Consider the following 13940-nt stretch of genomic DNA (forward strand, 5'->3'; position numbering starts at 1 on the left):
CCCGATGCAGGGCACCATCGTCAAGGTCGCCGTCGAGGAGGGCCAGGAGGTCACGGAAGGCGACCTGATCGTCGTACTCGAGGCGATGAAGATGGAACAGCCGCTCAACGCGCACAAGTCCGGCACCATCAAGGGCCTGTCCGCGGAGGTCGGCGCGTCCCTCACCTCGGGCGCCGCGATCTGCGAGATCAAGGACTGATCCCGGCTCGTACGACATCCCGAGGCGCCCGGCGGACTGAAACAGTCAGTCCGCCGGGCGCCTCGTTTTTCCCGTCCCCCGGTTCCTCGGTTCCTCGGTGGCATGCTGGGGTCGGACCGGGGCGGGAGAGAGGGCAGGTGGGAGCCATGGTGGGCGCGACCTCACCGGAGACCGCGGAGGATCGGGACACGACGGTGACGCCCGCGGCCCCGCGCGCCATGCGCGCCGACGCCCGCCGCAATCACGAGCGGCTGCTGACCGAGGCGCGTTCCGCGTTCGCGGAGCATGGTACGGAGGCGTCCCTGGAGGACGTGGCCCGGCGGGCGGGCGTCGGTATCGGCACGCTCTACCGCCACTTCCCCAACCGGCACGCCCTGCTGAGCGCGGTCTTCGAGGACGCGGTGAGCGACCTGCTCGCCCGCTCCCGGGAGCTGCTGCGCGCTCCGGAGCCCTGCGCGGCGCTCATGACGTGGCTGCGCGAGACGGTCACTCACGCCGGTGAGTACCGGGGTCTCGCCCGGGCGTTGATGTCCGTCTCGTCCGACGACACGTCTGCCCTCGGCCGTTGCAGCGGCCCGATCCGCGAGGCGGGCGGCGCACTGCTGGCCCGAGCCCAGGAGGCAGGCAGGATCCGCCCCGACGTCGCGATCACCGACCTCCTCCAACTGACCCACGCCATCGCCCTGGCAGCAGAGGAAACCCCGAAGGACCCAGCGCTGGCAGACCGCTTGCTACGGCTGACGCTGCGGGGGTTGAAGCCGTAGGAGACGCCCGGGCGTCGGCACCACGGCGATGGGCCGAAGGCCAGCCCGCGCGCCGCACACAAACCCTCGGGCCGTTCGCGCCGCGGGCCGAGGACCGCCAAGGCCCCCGGGGGCGCAGGGCGGCACAACGGCCGCGCGGGCCGGGTCAACTGGCAGCAGGACGGCCGCCCGGGATAACCAGGAACCCTCAGGCCGCGCAGCGCACACAAACCCTCGGGCCGTTCGGGCCGCGAGCCGCCAAGACCACCCGGGAGCGCGAGGCGACACTACGACCGCGCGAGCCGGGGCAACTGCCAGCACGACGGCCACCCGGGGTGACCAGGACTCCCAGGCCGCGCGGCGCACACCCCTCGCGCCGCGCAGGACGCGTGCTCTCAGACCCCAGCGACGCAGAGCCGTACCACGGCCGCCCGGGGTAACCAGGACTTCCCAAGCCGCGCAGCGCACACGAACCCTCGGGCCGTTCGGGCCGCTAGCCGCCAAGACCACCCGGGAGCGCGAGGCGACACTACGACCGCGCGAGCCGGGGCACTCCCTGGCAGCACGACCGCCGCCCGGGGTGACCGGGAACTCCCAAGCCGCGCAGTACAACGCGCAGGACGCAAGCTCTCAGTCCGCCCGCGGCGCAGAGCCGTGCTGCGGCCGATCGGGGCGCGGCAGGCCAAGGTGAGGGCGGCTCAGGGCAACTGCCGGTCGTGGTGCCGCGGGCTCAGGACCCCCGCCCTCGCCGGGCACCCCGCCATCCATGGGGCCCGCCCTCACACTCATCCCGCGCGCACAACCCCGTGAGGCCGCCGCAGGCGCTCTCGCTCAGCGCCTCCGTAAGTCCGCCACCCGTGCCCGGTCCCCCGCCCCCGCGCTCGTCCCCGGCTCGCCCAGGACCGTGGCCGCCGTGCGCAAGCCCGGGCCGGTGCCCGGGACCTGGCCGCGGCGGGGGCCCGGGAGGGGGACGTCCCGGCGCTGTTGCTGGCGCGCCGGGACCGCATCACCCCCCGAGGCTCCCGACCCGGCCACGGCGATCTGCACCCCCTGGTCGGCGAGGGCCTGGAGTTCGGTGACCGCGCGGTCGTCGTGGACCGGCGGCTCGTCGGTCACGAGACGGGTGATGAGGTCCGTGGGCACGGTCTGGAACATGGTGTCCGTGCCCAGCTTGGTGTGGTCGGCCAGCACGACGACCTCGGCCGCCGCCTGGACGAGGGCCCGGTCCACGGACGCCGACAGCATGTTGGACGTGGACAGCCCGCGCTCGGCGGTCAGCCCGCTGCCGGACAGGAAGGCCCGGGAGACCCGGAGTCCCTGGAGGGACTGCTCGGCACCGGAGCCCACCAGGGCGTAGTTGGAGCCGCGCAGGGTGCCGCCGGTCATCACGACCTCCACCCGGTTGGCGTGGGCCAACGCCTGTGCCACCAGCAGGGAGTTGGTGACGACGGTCAGCCCGGGCACCCTGGCGAGCCGGCGCGCCAGCTCCTGTGTGGTGGTGCCCGCCCCGACCACGATGGCCTCGCCCTCTTCGACGAAGCTCGCGGCGAGATCGGCGATGGCCGTCTTCTCGGCGGTCGCGAGATGTGACTTCTGCGGAAAGCCGGACTCCCGCGTGAACCCGCCCGGCAGTACCGCACCGCCGTGCCGGCGGTCGAGGAGTCCTTCTGCCTCCAGTGCGCGCACGTCCCGCCGTACGGTCACTTCGGAGGTCTGGACGACGCGGGCGAGCTCACGGAGCGACACGGCTCCGTTCGCTCGCACCATTTCGAGGATCAATTGGCGACGTTCTGCAGCGAACACGAAACTGACAGTAACGCGGACGACCGTCTGCTTTCAGCTGTTTGCGCCGAATAGCAGAAGTTGTTCGCACAGCACCCCGCGAGGTGGTATAGGGCCTAGTCCCCGCGCCTATGCCGTGCGCATGGTCGACAACTCCCCGTCACCCGCGGGGAGTCGGTTTCGGCTCAGGCCTCGCCCGTCGCCTTGCGGGTGTGCAGCTGGCGGGCCACCTCGGCGATCGAGCCCGAAAGCGACGGGTACACGGTGAACGCCTTCGCGATCTGCTCGACCGTCAGATTGTTGTCGACGGCGATCGAGATCGGGTGGATCAGTTCCGAGGCGCGCGGTGATACGACCACACCACCGACCACGATCCCGGTGCCCGGACGGCAGAAGATCTTGACGAAGCCGTCCCGGATGCCCTGCATCTTCGCGCGCGGGTTGCGCAGCAGCGGCAGCTTGACGACCCGGGCGTCGATCTTGCCGGCGTCGACGTCGGCCTGCGAGTAGCCGACGGTGGCGATCTCCGGGTCGGTGAAGACGTTGGCGGAGACAGTCTTCAGGTTGAGCGGGGCCACCGCGTCGCCGAGGAAGTGGTACATGGCGATACGTCCCTGCATGGCCGCGACGGACGCGAGGGCGAACACCCCGGTGACGTCACCGGCGGCGTACACGCCCGGAGCCGTGGTCCGGGAGACCTTGTCGGTCCAGATGTGCCCGGACTCGCGCAGCCTGACACCGGCCTCCTCCAGGCCCATGCCCGCGCTGTTCGGGACGGCGCCGACGGCCATCAGACAGTGCGAGCCGGTGATGACCCGGCCGTCTGCGAGGGTGACCTCGACCTTGTCGCCGACGCGCTTGGCGGCCTGCGCGCGGGAGCGGGACATGACGTTCATGCCGCGGCGCCGGAAGACGTCCTCCAGCACGACCGCGGCGTCCGGGTCCTCGCCGGGCAGGACGCGGTCCCGGGACGACACGAGCGTCACCTTGGAGCCGAGGGCCTGGTAGGCACCGGCGAATTCGGCGCCGGTGACACCGGAACCGACGACGATGAGTTCCTCGGGAAGCTCGGTGAGGTCGTAGACCTGGGTCCAGTTGAGGATGCGCTCGCCGTCGGGCCGGGCGTCGGGCAGCTCACGGGGGTGGCCGCCGGTGGCGATGAGGACGGCGTCCGCGACGAGCGTCTCCTCGCTGCCGTCCGCGGCCCGCACGACGACCCTGCGCGAGCCGTCGAGCGCCTGCATGCCCTCCAGACGCCCGCGCCCGCGCATGACCCGCGCGCCGGCGCGCGTCACGGAGGCGGTGATGTCGTGGGACTGGGCGAGGGCGAGCCGCTTGACACGGCGGTTGACCTTGCCGAGGTCGACCCCGACCACCCGGGCGGCCTGCTCCAGCGGCGGGGTGTCGTCGGCGACGATGATCCCCAGTTCCTCGTACGAGGAGTCGAAGGTGGTCATCACCTCGGCCGTGGCGATTAGCGTCTTCGACGGCACGCAGTCGGTGAGCACCGACGCCCCGCCCAGACCGTCGCAGTCGACGACGGTCACCTCCGCGCCGAGCTGGGCGGCCACCAGAGCCGCCTCGTATCCGCCGGGTCCACCACCGATGATCACGATCCGAGTCACGTACCCCATTGTCCCGCACGGCTCAAGCCGATACCGCTCCGGGGGCTGAGGCATGCGTCACCGGTGCCCGTGGGAGCGGCGGGGCGGGCGGGGCGGCTGCCGTACCCTCGACCCATGTCGCTCTACGCCGCGTACGCCGGCAACCTCGACGCGCGGCTGATGACCCGCCGCGCCCCGCACTCACCGCTGCGGGCCACCGGCTGGCTCAACGGGTGGCGGCTGACCTTCGGCGGGGAGCACCTGGGCTGGGAGGGCGCGCTGGCGACGCTGGTCGAGGCGCCGGGCTCGCAGGTCTTCGTCGCGCTGTACGACATCGCCCCGGCCGACGAGGAGTCGATGGACCGCTGGGAGGGCGTCGGCCTCGGCATCTACCGCCGGATGCGGGTGCGCGTGCACACGCTGGACGGCGAGGAGCGGGCCTGGGTGTATGTCCTGAACGGCTACGAGGGCGGGTTGCCGTCGGCGCGCTATCTGGGCGAGGTCGCCGACGCCGCGGAGTCGGCGGGCGCACCGCACGACTATGTGATGGAACTGCGCAAGCGGCCCTGCTGAGGCCGTTCCGGAGGCGATCGAGTCAGTGCGAGGACACCTTGGCGGACCCCCTGAGCCTCACCGGTCACCTTCTTGGTCGGAAACGACAAGACAACGATCGCAATCCCGTGAGCTCTGTCATCTACGCGCGTAGGCCCCGACCGGCTACTCTCGACCGCGTGAACGCATCTCTTCTTCCGGACGACATCCAGGGCCCCGCCCCCGTAGATCCCAGGGTCGCCGCCGACGCCGCCGCCGCGCGCCTGCGCGAACTGACCGGGGCCGAGACCCACGACGTCGCCCTCGTGATGGGCTCCGGCTGGGCGCCGGCCGCGGACTCCCTCGGCGCTCCCGACGCCGAGTTCCAGGTCACCGAGCTGCCCGGGTTCCCGCCGCCGGTGGTGGAGGGGCACGGCGGCAAGGTCCGCTCGTACAAGATCGGACACAAGCGCGCACTGGTCTTCCTCGGCCGTACGCACTATTACGAGGGCCGCGGGGTGGCCGCCGTCGCCCACGGCGTCCGTACGGCCGTCGCCGCCGGCAGCAAGACCGTGGTGCTGACCAACGGCTGCGGCGGTCTGCGTGAGGGCATGCGGCCCGGCCAGCCGGTCCTGATCAGCGACCACATCAACCTGACCGCCACCTCCCCGATCATCGGCGCGAACTTCGTCGACCTCACCGACCTGTACTCGCCGCGGCTGCGCGCCCTGTGCAAGGAGATCGACCCCACCCTGGAGGAGGGCGTCTACGCGCAGTTCCCCGGCCCGCACTACGAGACGCCGGCCGAGATCCGGATGGCCCGGGTGATCGGCGCGGACCTGGTGGGCATGTCGACGGTCCTGGAGGCGATCGCCGCGCGTGAGGCGGGCGCCGAGGTGCTGGGGATCTCGCTGGTGACGAACCTGGCGGCGGGCATGACCGGGGAGCCGCTGAACCACGAGGAGGTTCTCCAGGCGGGCCGCGACAGCGCGAAGCGCATGGGCTCGCTGCTGGGGCAGGTACTGGGCCGGCTCTGACCCGGCGGTACCAGGGGGCTCCGCCCCCTGGACCCGGCTCCTCGAACGCCGGAGGGGCCAAAAACTCACGACCACGAGAGGTTGACCCCGACGTGCACGCCGAACTCATCGCGCAGGCCAACGCTTGGCTCGCCGAGGACCCCGACGCGGAAACCCGTGACGAACTGGCCAAGCTCATCGCCGCGGGAGACCTCACCGAGCTCGCCGCGCGCTTCGGCGGCACCCTCCAGTTCGGCACGGCCGGGCTCCGGGGCGAGCTCGGCGCCGGGCCCATGCGGATGAACCGCTCGGTCGTCATCCGCGCGGCGGCCGGACTCGCCGCGTATCTGAGGACGGGCGGCCACACCGGTGGCCTCGTCGTCATCGGCTACGACGCCCGCCACAAGTCCGCCGACTTCGCCCGGGACACCGCCGCGGTCATGACCGGCGCCGGCCTCAGGGCCCTCGTGCTCCCCCGCCCGCTTCCCACACCGGTCCTCGCCTTCGCCATAAGGCACCTCGGGGCGGTCGCGGGCGTGGAGGTCACGGCCAGCCACAACCCGCCCCGGGACAACGGCTACAAGGTGTACCTCGGGGACGGGTCCCAGATCGTGCCGCCCGCCGACGCGGAGATCGCCGCCGAGATCGACGCGATCGCCTCCCTGGACGACGTACCCCGTCCGCAGACCGGCTGGGAGACCCTGGACGACGCCGTCCTCGACGCCTACCTGGCCCGTACCGACGCCGTCCTCGCGGCCGGCTCGCCCCGCACCGCCCGCACCGTCTACACCGCGATGCACGGCGTCGGCAAGGACGTGCTCCTCGCCGCCTTCGCCCGGGCCGGCTTCCCCGAGCCCGTCGTCGTCGCCGAGCAGGCCGAGCCCGACCCCGACTTCCCGACCGTCGCCTTCCCCAACCCGGAAGAGCCCGGCGCGATGGACCTCGCCTTCGCGAAGGCCCGTGAGACCGACCCGGACCTCATCATCGCCAACGACCCCGACGCCGACCGCTGCGCCGTGGCCGTCCAGGACGGCGGCGAGTGGCGCATGCTCCGCGGTGACGAGGTGGGCGCGCTGCTCGCCGCGCACCTCGTCCGGCGCGGGGCCCGCGGCACCTTCGCCGAGTCGATCGTCTCCTCCTCCCTGCTCGGCCGGATCGCCGAGAGGGCGGGGCTGGCGTACGAGGAGACGCTCACCGGCTTCAAGTGGATCGCCCGCGTCGAGGGCCTGCGCTACGGATACGAGGAGGCCCTCGGCTACTGCGTCGACCCCGACGGCGTGCGCGACAAGGACGGCATCACCGCGGCCCTCCTCATCACTGAGCTCGCCTCTGAGCTCAAGGAACAGGGCCGCACCCTGCTCGACCTCCTCGACGACCTCGCCGTCGACCACGGGCTGCACGCCACCGATCAGCTGGCGGTGCGCGTCAAGGATCTCTCCGTCATCGCCGATGCCATGCGGCGCCTGCGCGAGCAGCCGCCGACCGCCCTCGCGGGCCTCGCGATCATCCGCGCCGAGGACCTCACCCAGGGCACCGACAAGCTCCCGCCCACCGACGGCCTGCGCTACACGCTCGAGGGCGCCCGCGTCATCGTCCGCCCCAGTGGTACGGAGCCCAAGCTGAAGTGCTACCTGGAGGTCGTCGTGCCCGTGGCGACCCACGCCGACCTCCCCGCGGCCCGCACGAAGGCGAGCGAGCTGCTGACCGCCATCAAACGGGACCTCTCGGCCGCCGCCGGCATCTGACAGACACCCGGCTCGATGCGCGGGGCGCCCGGATCATGCCATACCGCATTTCGACCGGGCCAGGTGCATGAGGATGGTTTGGGGGCATACGCCCGCGCGCGCGGGCGTATGCCCCCAAACCATCGACTGCGCCAATTGCGCACCCCCTGCGGCATCGCGAGAAAATATCGGCAGCGGCTGCCCGAATGGAAATTCCCCCACATCCGGAAACCGGCTGAAGTTGCGTGCCGTGCAGGGCCGGTCCACACTCGAACAGTTCCTTGCGTACGTTCCGCCGCGAATCAACCGACGTTGCCGCTGGAGTAGTTCCGGAGGACCACGCGTATGGCCTGGCTCGCACTCGGATACTTTCTCGCCTATATTCCGTACGCCATGCTGGTGAAAGCGGTGTCCAGCGGGGCGTTGCCACTGGCCGGGGGACCGGTCGACGGACTGGTGCTGCTGCCGGCGGCCGCGCTGGGACAACTGGCCGTCATGCCGGTCTTCCTGGGGGTCAGCGGGTGGTGGCGGTACGCACGGCGGCGCAAGGCCGCCGGTGTGGGGCGGGTCCGCCCGCGGAGGCGGGAAACACTCCTCGCCGGGTTATTCACCTCCCTCATCATCGCCACCACCACGCTGAATTTCACGTTCGCCGGCGTCTCCATCCTCCTTGTGCTGCTTCTGATGCGGGGCGGGGTGCTGATCCTTTCCCCATTGGTCGACGCGCTCCGCAGGCGGCATGTTCCCGCTTCCGCGTGGGCGGCACTGGGTCTCAGTCTGATGGCTATTTCGGTGGCTCTCCTCGATGTCGGCACTTACCACTTCACCGTGGGCGCGGCATTGAGCGTACTGATCTATCTCTTCGGGTACGCGGGGCGGTTCGAGATAATGAGCCGCGTGGCCAAGTCGGGCACGGTGGAAACCGATCGCCGTTACTTTGTCGAGGAGCATGCCGCCGCACCGGTGTTCCAGGTCGTCGTCCTGGCGGCCGTGGCCCTCGCGGGACAGCCGGAGCTGCGCACCGGATTCACCACGTTCCTCGGAACCCCGGCCGCCCTGGCCGCGGTCGCCATCGGCGTGGCGTACGAAGTCCTCTTCGTCTTCGGCACGTTGATCTACCTCGACCGCCGCGTCTACACCTGGTGTGTCCCGGCCAACCGCGGTGCCAGCCTCTTCTCCGGCCTGGTCGCCTCCTACGCCCTCGCCGGGCTGGCCGGGCTTCCGGTCCCGGGGAACGCGCAGCTCTTCGGGGCCCTGTGCGTCGTCGCCGCCGTCGTGGCGCTGTCCTGCTCGGCGACGGCGTCCTGGCTGCGGGCGCGTGGCAGCCGAACGGTGCGACGTGTGCTGTTCGTCTGCGGTGGGAACACCTCCCGCTCGCCCATGGCCGAGGCCATCGCCCGGGCGCATGCCGCAGGGCTGGGACAGCCCGCGCGCGGTGTCCGGTTCGCGAGCGCCGGGGTGGCCGCGGAGCAACCCGGTGCGCCCCTGGCCACCGGCGCACGCCACGCGCTCGCCGGCCTGGGGCTCCGGCGGGTGCACGGCCCCCGGCACCCCGTCCGCCATCGGGCGCGGCCGGTCACCGCGGAGCTGTGCCGCCGCAGCGCCGTCATCTACTGCATGACGCGTGGCCACCGTGACGCCGTGATCGCCCTGGCGCCCGACGCCGAACACCACACCCTCTGCCTGGACCCGCACGGTGACGTCCCCGACCCCGAAGGACAGCCGACCGAGGCCTACCACCGGTGCGCCCGGCACATCCAGCGGCTGGTCCATTCCCGTCTGCACGAGTTCCTCGGCTGCGGCCCCGCCCCGGACACCCGCGCCGTCGGCGGTTGAGAGCTGAAGGAGTGTGACGCCCATGAGCGCCCAGGACGACCGGGCCTGCGACGGCCTCGCGCTGATCGGCGCGCGGCACTGCAAGCGCGCCTTCCTGGACCGGCCGGTGCCCCGGGACGTCCTGGCCGAGGTACTCCTCGTCGCCGGCCAGGCCCCGTCCAGCCGCAACGCCCAGCCCTGGCGGGTGACCGTCGTGACCGGCGACACCCTGACGGCGTTGACCCGTACCCTCCAGGAGGCGTTCGAGCGAGGGGAGCAGCCACGGCCGGACTGCGCCGGCCGACCGCCGTCGCAGGACAGCACCGCCGCGGAACGCGCCCGCGCGGCCCGCTCCGGAGTGCTGCGCGCCAAGGGCCACGCGCCCGACGACCCCTCGGCCGGCCGCGCCCACCTCAGCGACAATCTGCGCTTCTTCGACGCACCCGCCGCCCTGGTCTGCCACGTCCCCGGCGACGCGGTGGCCGGGACCTTCCTGGAGACCGGCTTCTTCCTGCAGAACGTCATGCTCGGCCTGGTCGCCCGGGGCCTGGGCAGTTGCCCGCAGTTCAGCGTCGCGGGCTACGCGGACGCGCTGCGCCGGAAGCTGGACATCGACGCCGACCGGCTCATCGTCTGCACCCTGGCCGTCGGATACGCCGACGAGGCGGCCCCGGTCAACCGGTTCGTTCCGCATCGGGCCCGTCTGGAGGAGTACGTGCGGTGGAGCTGACCCCTGGGAGCAGCGGCCACCGCCCCCGCGCCCCGGGGCGAGCGCGGCTCGTGGCAGTGGCCACCGGACCCGACGACCTCACCGACGCCCGGCTGCGGGATCTCGACGCGGTGGCCGACGCCGTCGAGATACGGGCGGACCTGGCCGGTGACCCCGACCCGGGCCGACTGCGCAAGCACTTCACGGGCGCTCTGACGTACAGTCTGCGCACCCAGGCCCACGGCGGCGGCCACGGCCGGGACACGGCCGAGCGACGCACCCGGCTGCTGCGCGCGGCGGACCACTACGACACGGTCGAGCTGGAGTGGCCCGACGACCTCACGCAGCCCGAGCTGCTGGCCGCCGTACCCGCGGGGCGGCGGCGCGTCGCCTGGCACGGGGTGCTCGCGGACCACCGGGACACCGACTGCCACACCGCCCTGCGGGAACTCTTCGCCGCGCTGCGGGCCGTACCGGCGGCGCTGTATCTCCTCGCTCCGCGCGGGGCGCACGGCGGATACGGGGTCAGCGCGGCGCCGCGGCTGCTGGCCGGCCTCGGACGCGAGGACGTGACCGCGTACACGTCCGGCACGGCCGGCGTCTGGACCCGCGTCCTCGCCCCATGGCTGGGCGCACCCGTGGTGTTCGGCCGGGCGTCGGGCCCGGGTCCGGACGGCATGCCGGGCATGGACCAGTTGGTGACGGACTACGGGCTTCCCGCACTGTCCGGGCTGAGTGGCCTCTTCGGCATCGTCGGCCGCGACTGCGGGCGTTCACTCGCGCCGCGCCTGTACAACGCCGCGTTGCGCGCCCTCGGACTCCCCGCGCTCTATCTGCCGTTCCCCGCGGACGATCTCGCACCGCTGTGGCGGGAGGCGGTGGGCTTCGGGGACAGCAGCGGCCTGCCGGTCCGAGGTCTCACCGTGACCGCCCCGCACAAGGAGAGCGCCCTGGAGCTGGCGGACGTGGCGAGCCCCACGGCCCTGCGCTGCGGCGCGGCCAACCTCATGTGGCCCGAGGACGGGCGGTGGCGCGCCGACACCACCGACACGGTCGGCGCCCTGCACGCCCTCACCCGGGCCGGGGTGCGCCCGGCGGGCCTGCGGGCGGCGGTCGTCGGGTGCGGCGGCGCCGGGCGGGCGGCCGCGCTGGCACTGCTCACCGCCGGGGCCGAGGTGACCCTGGTCAACCGGGGGCACGCGCGCGGCCGGGACGCCTCGCGGCGGATCCGTGTGCCCTACGTACCGCTGTCCGCATTCGACCCGGCCGGGTACGGGGTTCTGGTGCACGCCACTCCGCTGGTGGAGCCGCCTCCCGTTTCCCTGGCGACTGCGGATCCGGGGGCCGTGGTGCTGGAGATGGCGTACCGGGATCCGCCGACACCGCTGGTGGAGGCCGCGCGTGCCCGGGGGCTGCTGGGCATCGACGGCCGGGAGGTGCTGCTCGTCGAGATCCGGGAGCAGTTCCGGATGCTGACGGGGCATCGGGTGCCGTCGTTCGTGCCGCTGGGAGCCCTGTGCGGCGCCCCGGAGGCATCCCGTCGGCCATCCCGCCCGCCCGTTTCCCGCCGGGCGCACTCCGCGGTCCCACGACGGGGTGGCGGTTCCCACCGACACGAAGTCCCCGACAAGACGTCAGGAAGTCCCTTGGGAAGGAGATATGCCCCATGACCATCCACTCGGCGGCCGAGGCGGTGCCACCGGCGAAGCCGCTCGCAGCACACGGTCCCGATGTCTCGGCCCTGTTGGGCGACTGGCTCAACTCCGACGGGGGCGCGATGTCGAAGGGCCCCGTGCGGCTGACCGTGGCCCGGAGCGAGACCGGCGTCGTCGTACGGGCCACCGGCTGGGGCGAGGTGCCCGCGGTCGTCTACACCGCGCCCGGCGCCCCGTCCACGGCCTGGTCGTTCTCAGCCGTCTTCGCACACGACGGTCTGCGCACGCTCGTCTCCGCCTACCACAAGACGGGCATCCTGGTGGCCACCACGTCCACCGTCCCGCTGGGGGACGGCGAGGGCCCCGGCGTGTGGACCCGCTCGTTCTTCCACCGGGTCCACCGGGTCCACCGGGTCCACCGGGTCCACCGGGCGGAGGACGGCTCATGACGGCCGCGGGCACCGATCTGACCGGGCTCATCGGCGGATGGGTCAACTTCGACACCGCCGCCGCCGGCATCCGGCTCGTCGACGCCGCCGAGGACGGGGGACGGCTCGCGCTGAGCGTCGCCGAGGACCGCCCGGGCGGCCCCCGCACCCGCTCCGCCCTGTTCGCCACGCCGCTGATGGACGCGGGCGGCGAGGGCCCTGCCGTGGGCTTCCTCGCCGAAGGGCGGCTCGGCCCGGGCGACGCCGTCCTGTGCGGCTATCTCAACCGTGGCCTGCTGACCATCGACGTCCACACCGTCACCCCGGGCGCCCCGGACGTGCCGCCCGTGATGTACCGCGCCCACTACTACCGTCCGGCGCCCGCCCAGCCTGCCGAACCTCCGGAAGGGGCTCCCTCGCCATGACCACCGCCCGGGTGCACGGATCGTCCGACACACGTGGCCCGGTCCTCACCGACCGAGCCGCCCTCGACCGCGCGGCGAAGCTGGCGGCCGAGACGTTCGCCGCCCGCGCGGACGACTACGACCGCAGGGCCGCCTTTCCCGCCGAGGACTTCGACGACCTCTTCGCCGCCGGGCTGCTGGCCGCCGCCGTACCGCGCGCGTACGGCGGACTCGGCTTCGGCCCGCAGCAGCGCAACACCCTGCCCCTGTGGGAGATGACGACCACGCTGGCGGCGGCGGACCTGTCGCTGGCCCGCTGCTGGGAGGGGCACGCCAACGCCCTGGTGCTCATCGACGCCCTGGGGACGCCGGAGCAGCGGCGGCGCTGGTTCACCGGCGTGGTCGAGCGCGGGGAGAAGTGGGTGGCCTGGAGCGGCGAGCCCCGAGCCCCCAAACCCGGGGAGAGCAACCGCTTCGGCACCACGGTCGTACCCGTCGACGGCGGGTGGACGCTGCGCGGCACCAAGGCGTTCGCCACCGGCGCCACGGGCGCCGAATGGGCCATCCTGCTGGTCGATCCGGCCGGCCCCGGCGGAGCCCGGCACGCCCGGCCCGGCCGTGACGGCAGGGCCGCGGGCAGCGGGCTCCTCCTGCTCGCCTGCGAGCTGTCCGACCCGACCGTGACCGTCGACGACTCGTGGTGGGACCCGGTGGGCATGCGCGCCACCGCCAGCCACCTGGTCCGGTTCGAGGACACGTTCGTACCGCGGGACAACCTCATCGGCGCTCCCGGCAGCTATTTCACCGGGCACTGGCAGACCGCGTTCGTCCCCCACTACGCCGCCAGCTTCCTGGGTGCCGCGCAGGCCGCCTGCGCCTACGGTCTGGAGTACCTGAGGAAGCAGGACAAGGGCGCCGACCCGTACGTACGGCAACGGGCGGGCAGCATGGCGGTCAACGTGGACACCGCGCGCCTGTGGCTGCGCCATGTCGCCGCACTGTGGGACGGGGGCAGCGTGGCGGAGGCCGGGCTCGCCGGCAGCAAGGCCCGGCATGTCGTCGAGCACCTGGCGGAGGAGACCGTGCACCACTGCATCCGTGCCTGTGGCGCCCGCAGCCTGGTCCGCCCCAGTCCGGTGGAGCGGATCCTGCGCGATCTGACCTTCTATCAGCGCCACGACAACGACGACCACATCCTCGCCACGATCGGCCGCGCCGTGCTCGGCGAGGACCACGACCCGTCCTTCCACACACCCTGAGCCGAAAACCTCCGAACGGAACGCACCCGACCCGAATGCCTCCAACCCGAACGCACCCGACTCGAACAGCC

General features: G+C 72.7%; 13 protein-coding genes. 11 read left to right on the plus strand and 2 right to left on the minus strand.

Going from position 1 to position 13940, the window contains the following annotated elements; translation table 11 throughout:
• Positions 1–199: acetyl-CoA carboxylase biotin carboxyl carrier protein subunit (locus F7R91_RS36405; protein ID WP_150957281.1), on the plus strand; the 199-nt coding region annotated here is incomplete at its 5' end.
• Positions 200–417: 218 nt separating this feature from the next.
• The gene (locus tag F7R91_RS36410) at positions 418–963 is read left to right on the plus strand and encodes a TetR/AcrR family transcriptional regulator (RefSeq protein ID WP_150957435.1); all 546 of its coding nucleotides are present in this window, start codon (positions 418–420) and stop codon (positions 961–963) included.
• 810 nt (positions 964–1773) lie between these two features.
• Here F7R91_RS36410 and F7R91_RS36415 read toward each other — a convergent pair.
• Both F7R91_RS36415 and F7R91_RS36420 read right to left on the minus strand, forming a co-directional pair.
• Entirely contained in the window at positions 1774–2745 is a 972-nt protein-coding gene (locus tag F7R91_RS36415) for a DeoR/GlpR family DNA-binding transcription regulator (RefSeq protein ID WP_150957285.1), read from the minus strand.
• 164 nt (positions 2746–2909) lie between these two features.
• The gene (locus F7R91_RS36420) at positions 2910–4358 is read right to left on the minus strand and encodes an NAD(P)H-quinone dehydrogenase (protein ID WP_150957288.1); all 1449 of its coding nucleotides are present in this window, start codon (positions 4356–4358) and stop codon (positions 2910–2912) included.
• A 105-nt stretch (positions 4359–4463) separates the two neighbouring features.
• Between F7R91_RS36420 and F7R91_RS36425 the strand changes: the two genes are divergently transcribed.
• From F7R91_RS36425 to F7R91_RS36465, 9 genes are all read left to right on the plus strand, one after another.
• A complete protein-coding gene (locus F7R91_RS36425; protein WP_150957292.1) occupies positions 4464–4901 on the plus strand; it encodes a gamma-glutamylcyclotransferase in 438 nt (145 codons plus the stop codon).
• A 158-nt stretch (positions 4902–5059) separates the two neighbouring features.
• Positions 5060–5896 (plus strand): purine-nucleoside phosphorylase, encoded by an 837-nt coding sequence (locus tag F7R91_RS36430; protein WP_150957295.1) that lies wholly within the window; start codon positions 5060–5062, stop codon positions 5894–5896.
• Between the two features lie 92 nt (positions 5897–5988).
• Positions 5989–7620, plus strand: a complete 1632-nt coding sequence (locus tag F7R91_RS36435) for a phospho-sugar mutase (RefSeq protein ID WP_150957298.1) — start codon at positions 5989–5991, stop codon at positions 7618–7620.
• A 324-nt stretch (positions 7621–7944) separates the two neighbouring features.
• A complete protein-coding gene (locus F7R91_RS36440; RefSeq protein ID WP_150957300.1) occupies positions 7945–9435 on the plus strand; it encodes an arsenate reductase/protein-tyrosine-phosphatase family protein in 1491 nt (496 codons plus the stop codon).
• A gap of 22 nt (positions 9436–9457) precedes the next feature.
• Positions 9458–10144, plus strand: coding sequence for a nitroreductase (locus F7R91_RS36445; RefSeq protein WP_150957304.1), 687 nt, complete (start codon positions 9458–9460; stop codon positions 10142–10144).
• The gene (locus F7R91_RS36450) at positions 10135–11793 is read left to right on the plus strand and encodes a type I 3-dehydroquinate dehydratase (RefSeq protein WP_191971796.1); all 1659 of its coding nucleotides are present in this window, start codon (positions 10135–10137) and stop codon (positions 11791–11793) included. Before F7R91_RS36445 ends, F7R91_RS36450 begins: the two co-directional genes overlap by 10 nt.
• Positions 11790–12227 carry a hypothetical protein gene (locus F7R91_RS36455; RefSeq protein ID WP_150957310.1) on the plus strand — a complete coding sequence of 146 codons (438 nt, stop codon included), beginning with the start codon at positions 11790–11792 and terminating at the stop codon, positions 12225–12227. Before F7R91_RS36450 ends, F7R91_RS36455 begins: the two co-directional genes overlap by 4 nt.
• Complete coding sequence (locus F7R91_RS36460; protein ID WP_150957313.1) at positions 12224–12631, plus strand: hypothetical protein; 408 nt, start codon at positions 12224–12226, stop codon at positions 12629–12631. Before F7R91_RS36455 ends, F7R91_RS36460 begins: the two co-directional genes overlap by 4 nt.
• On the plus strand, positions 12628–13869 hold the full coding sequence (locus F7R91_RS36465; RefSeq protein WP_150957315.1) for an acyl-CoA dehydrogenase family protein: 1242 nt from the start codon (positions 12628–12630) through the stop codon (positions 13867–13869). Before F7R91_RS36460 ends, F7R91_RS36465 begins: the two co-directional genes overlap by 4 nt.
• The last annotated feature ends 71 nt before the right edge of the window (positions 13870–13940 follow it).

The sequence above is a fragment of the Streptomyces luteolifulvus genome (genome assembly GCF_008806595.1).
Lineage (GTDB): Bacteria > Actinomycetota > Actinomycetes > Streptomycetales > Streptomycetaceae > Streptomyces > Streptomyces luteolifulvus.

Coding starts and splice junctions, on each gene's coding strand:
- F7R91_RS36410 (WP_150957435.1), top strand. CDS start 418: ATGCGCGCCGACGCCCGCCGCAATCACGAGCGGCTGCTGACCGAGGCG.
- F7R91_RS36455 (WP_150957310.1), top strand. CDS start 11,790: ATGACCATCCACTCGGCGGCCGAGGCGGTGCCACCGGCGAAGCCGCTC.
- F7R91_RS36440 (WP_150957300.1), top strand. CDS start 7,945: ATGGCCTGGCTCGCACTCGGATACTTTCTCGCCTATATTCCGTACGCC.
- F7R91_RS36460 (WP_150957313.1), top strand. CDS start 12,224: ATGACGGCCGCGGGCACCGATCTGACCGGGCTCATCGGCGGATGGGTC.
- F7R91_RS36420 (WP_150957288.1), bottom strand. CDS start 4,358: ATGGGGTACGTGACTCGGATCGTGATCATCGGTGGTGGACCCGGCGGA.
- F7R91_RS36465 (WP_150957315.1), top strand. CDS start 12,628: ATGACCACCGCCCGGGTGCACGGATCGTCCGACACACGTGGCCCGGTC.
- F7R91_RS36425 (WP_150957292.1), top strand. CDS start 4,464: ATGTCGCTCTACGCCGCGTACGCCGGCAACCTCGACGCGCGGCTGATG.
- F7R91_RS36445 (WP_150957304.1), top strand. CDS start 9,458: ATGAGCGCCCAGGACGACCGGGCCTGCGACGGCCTCGCGCTGATCGGC.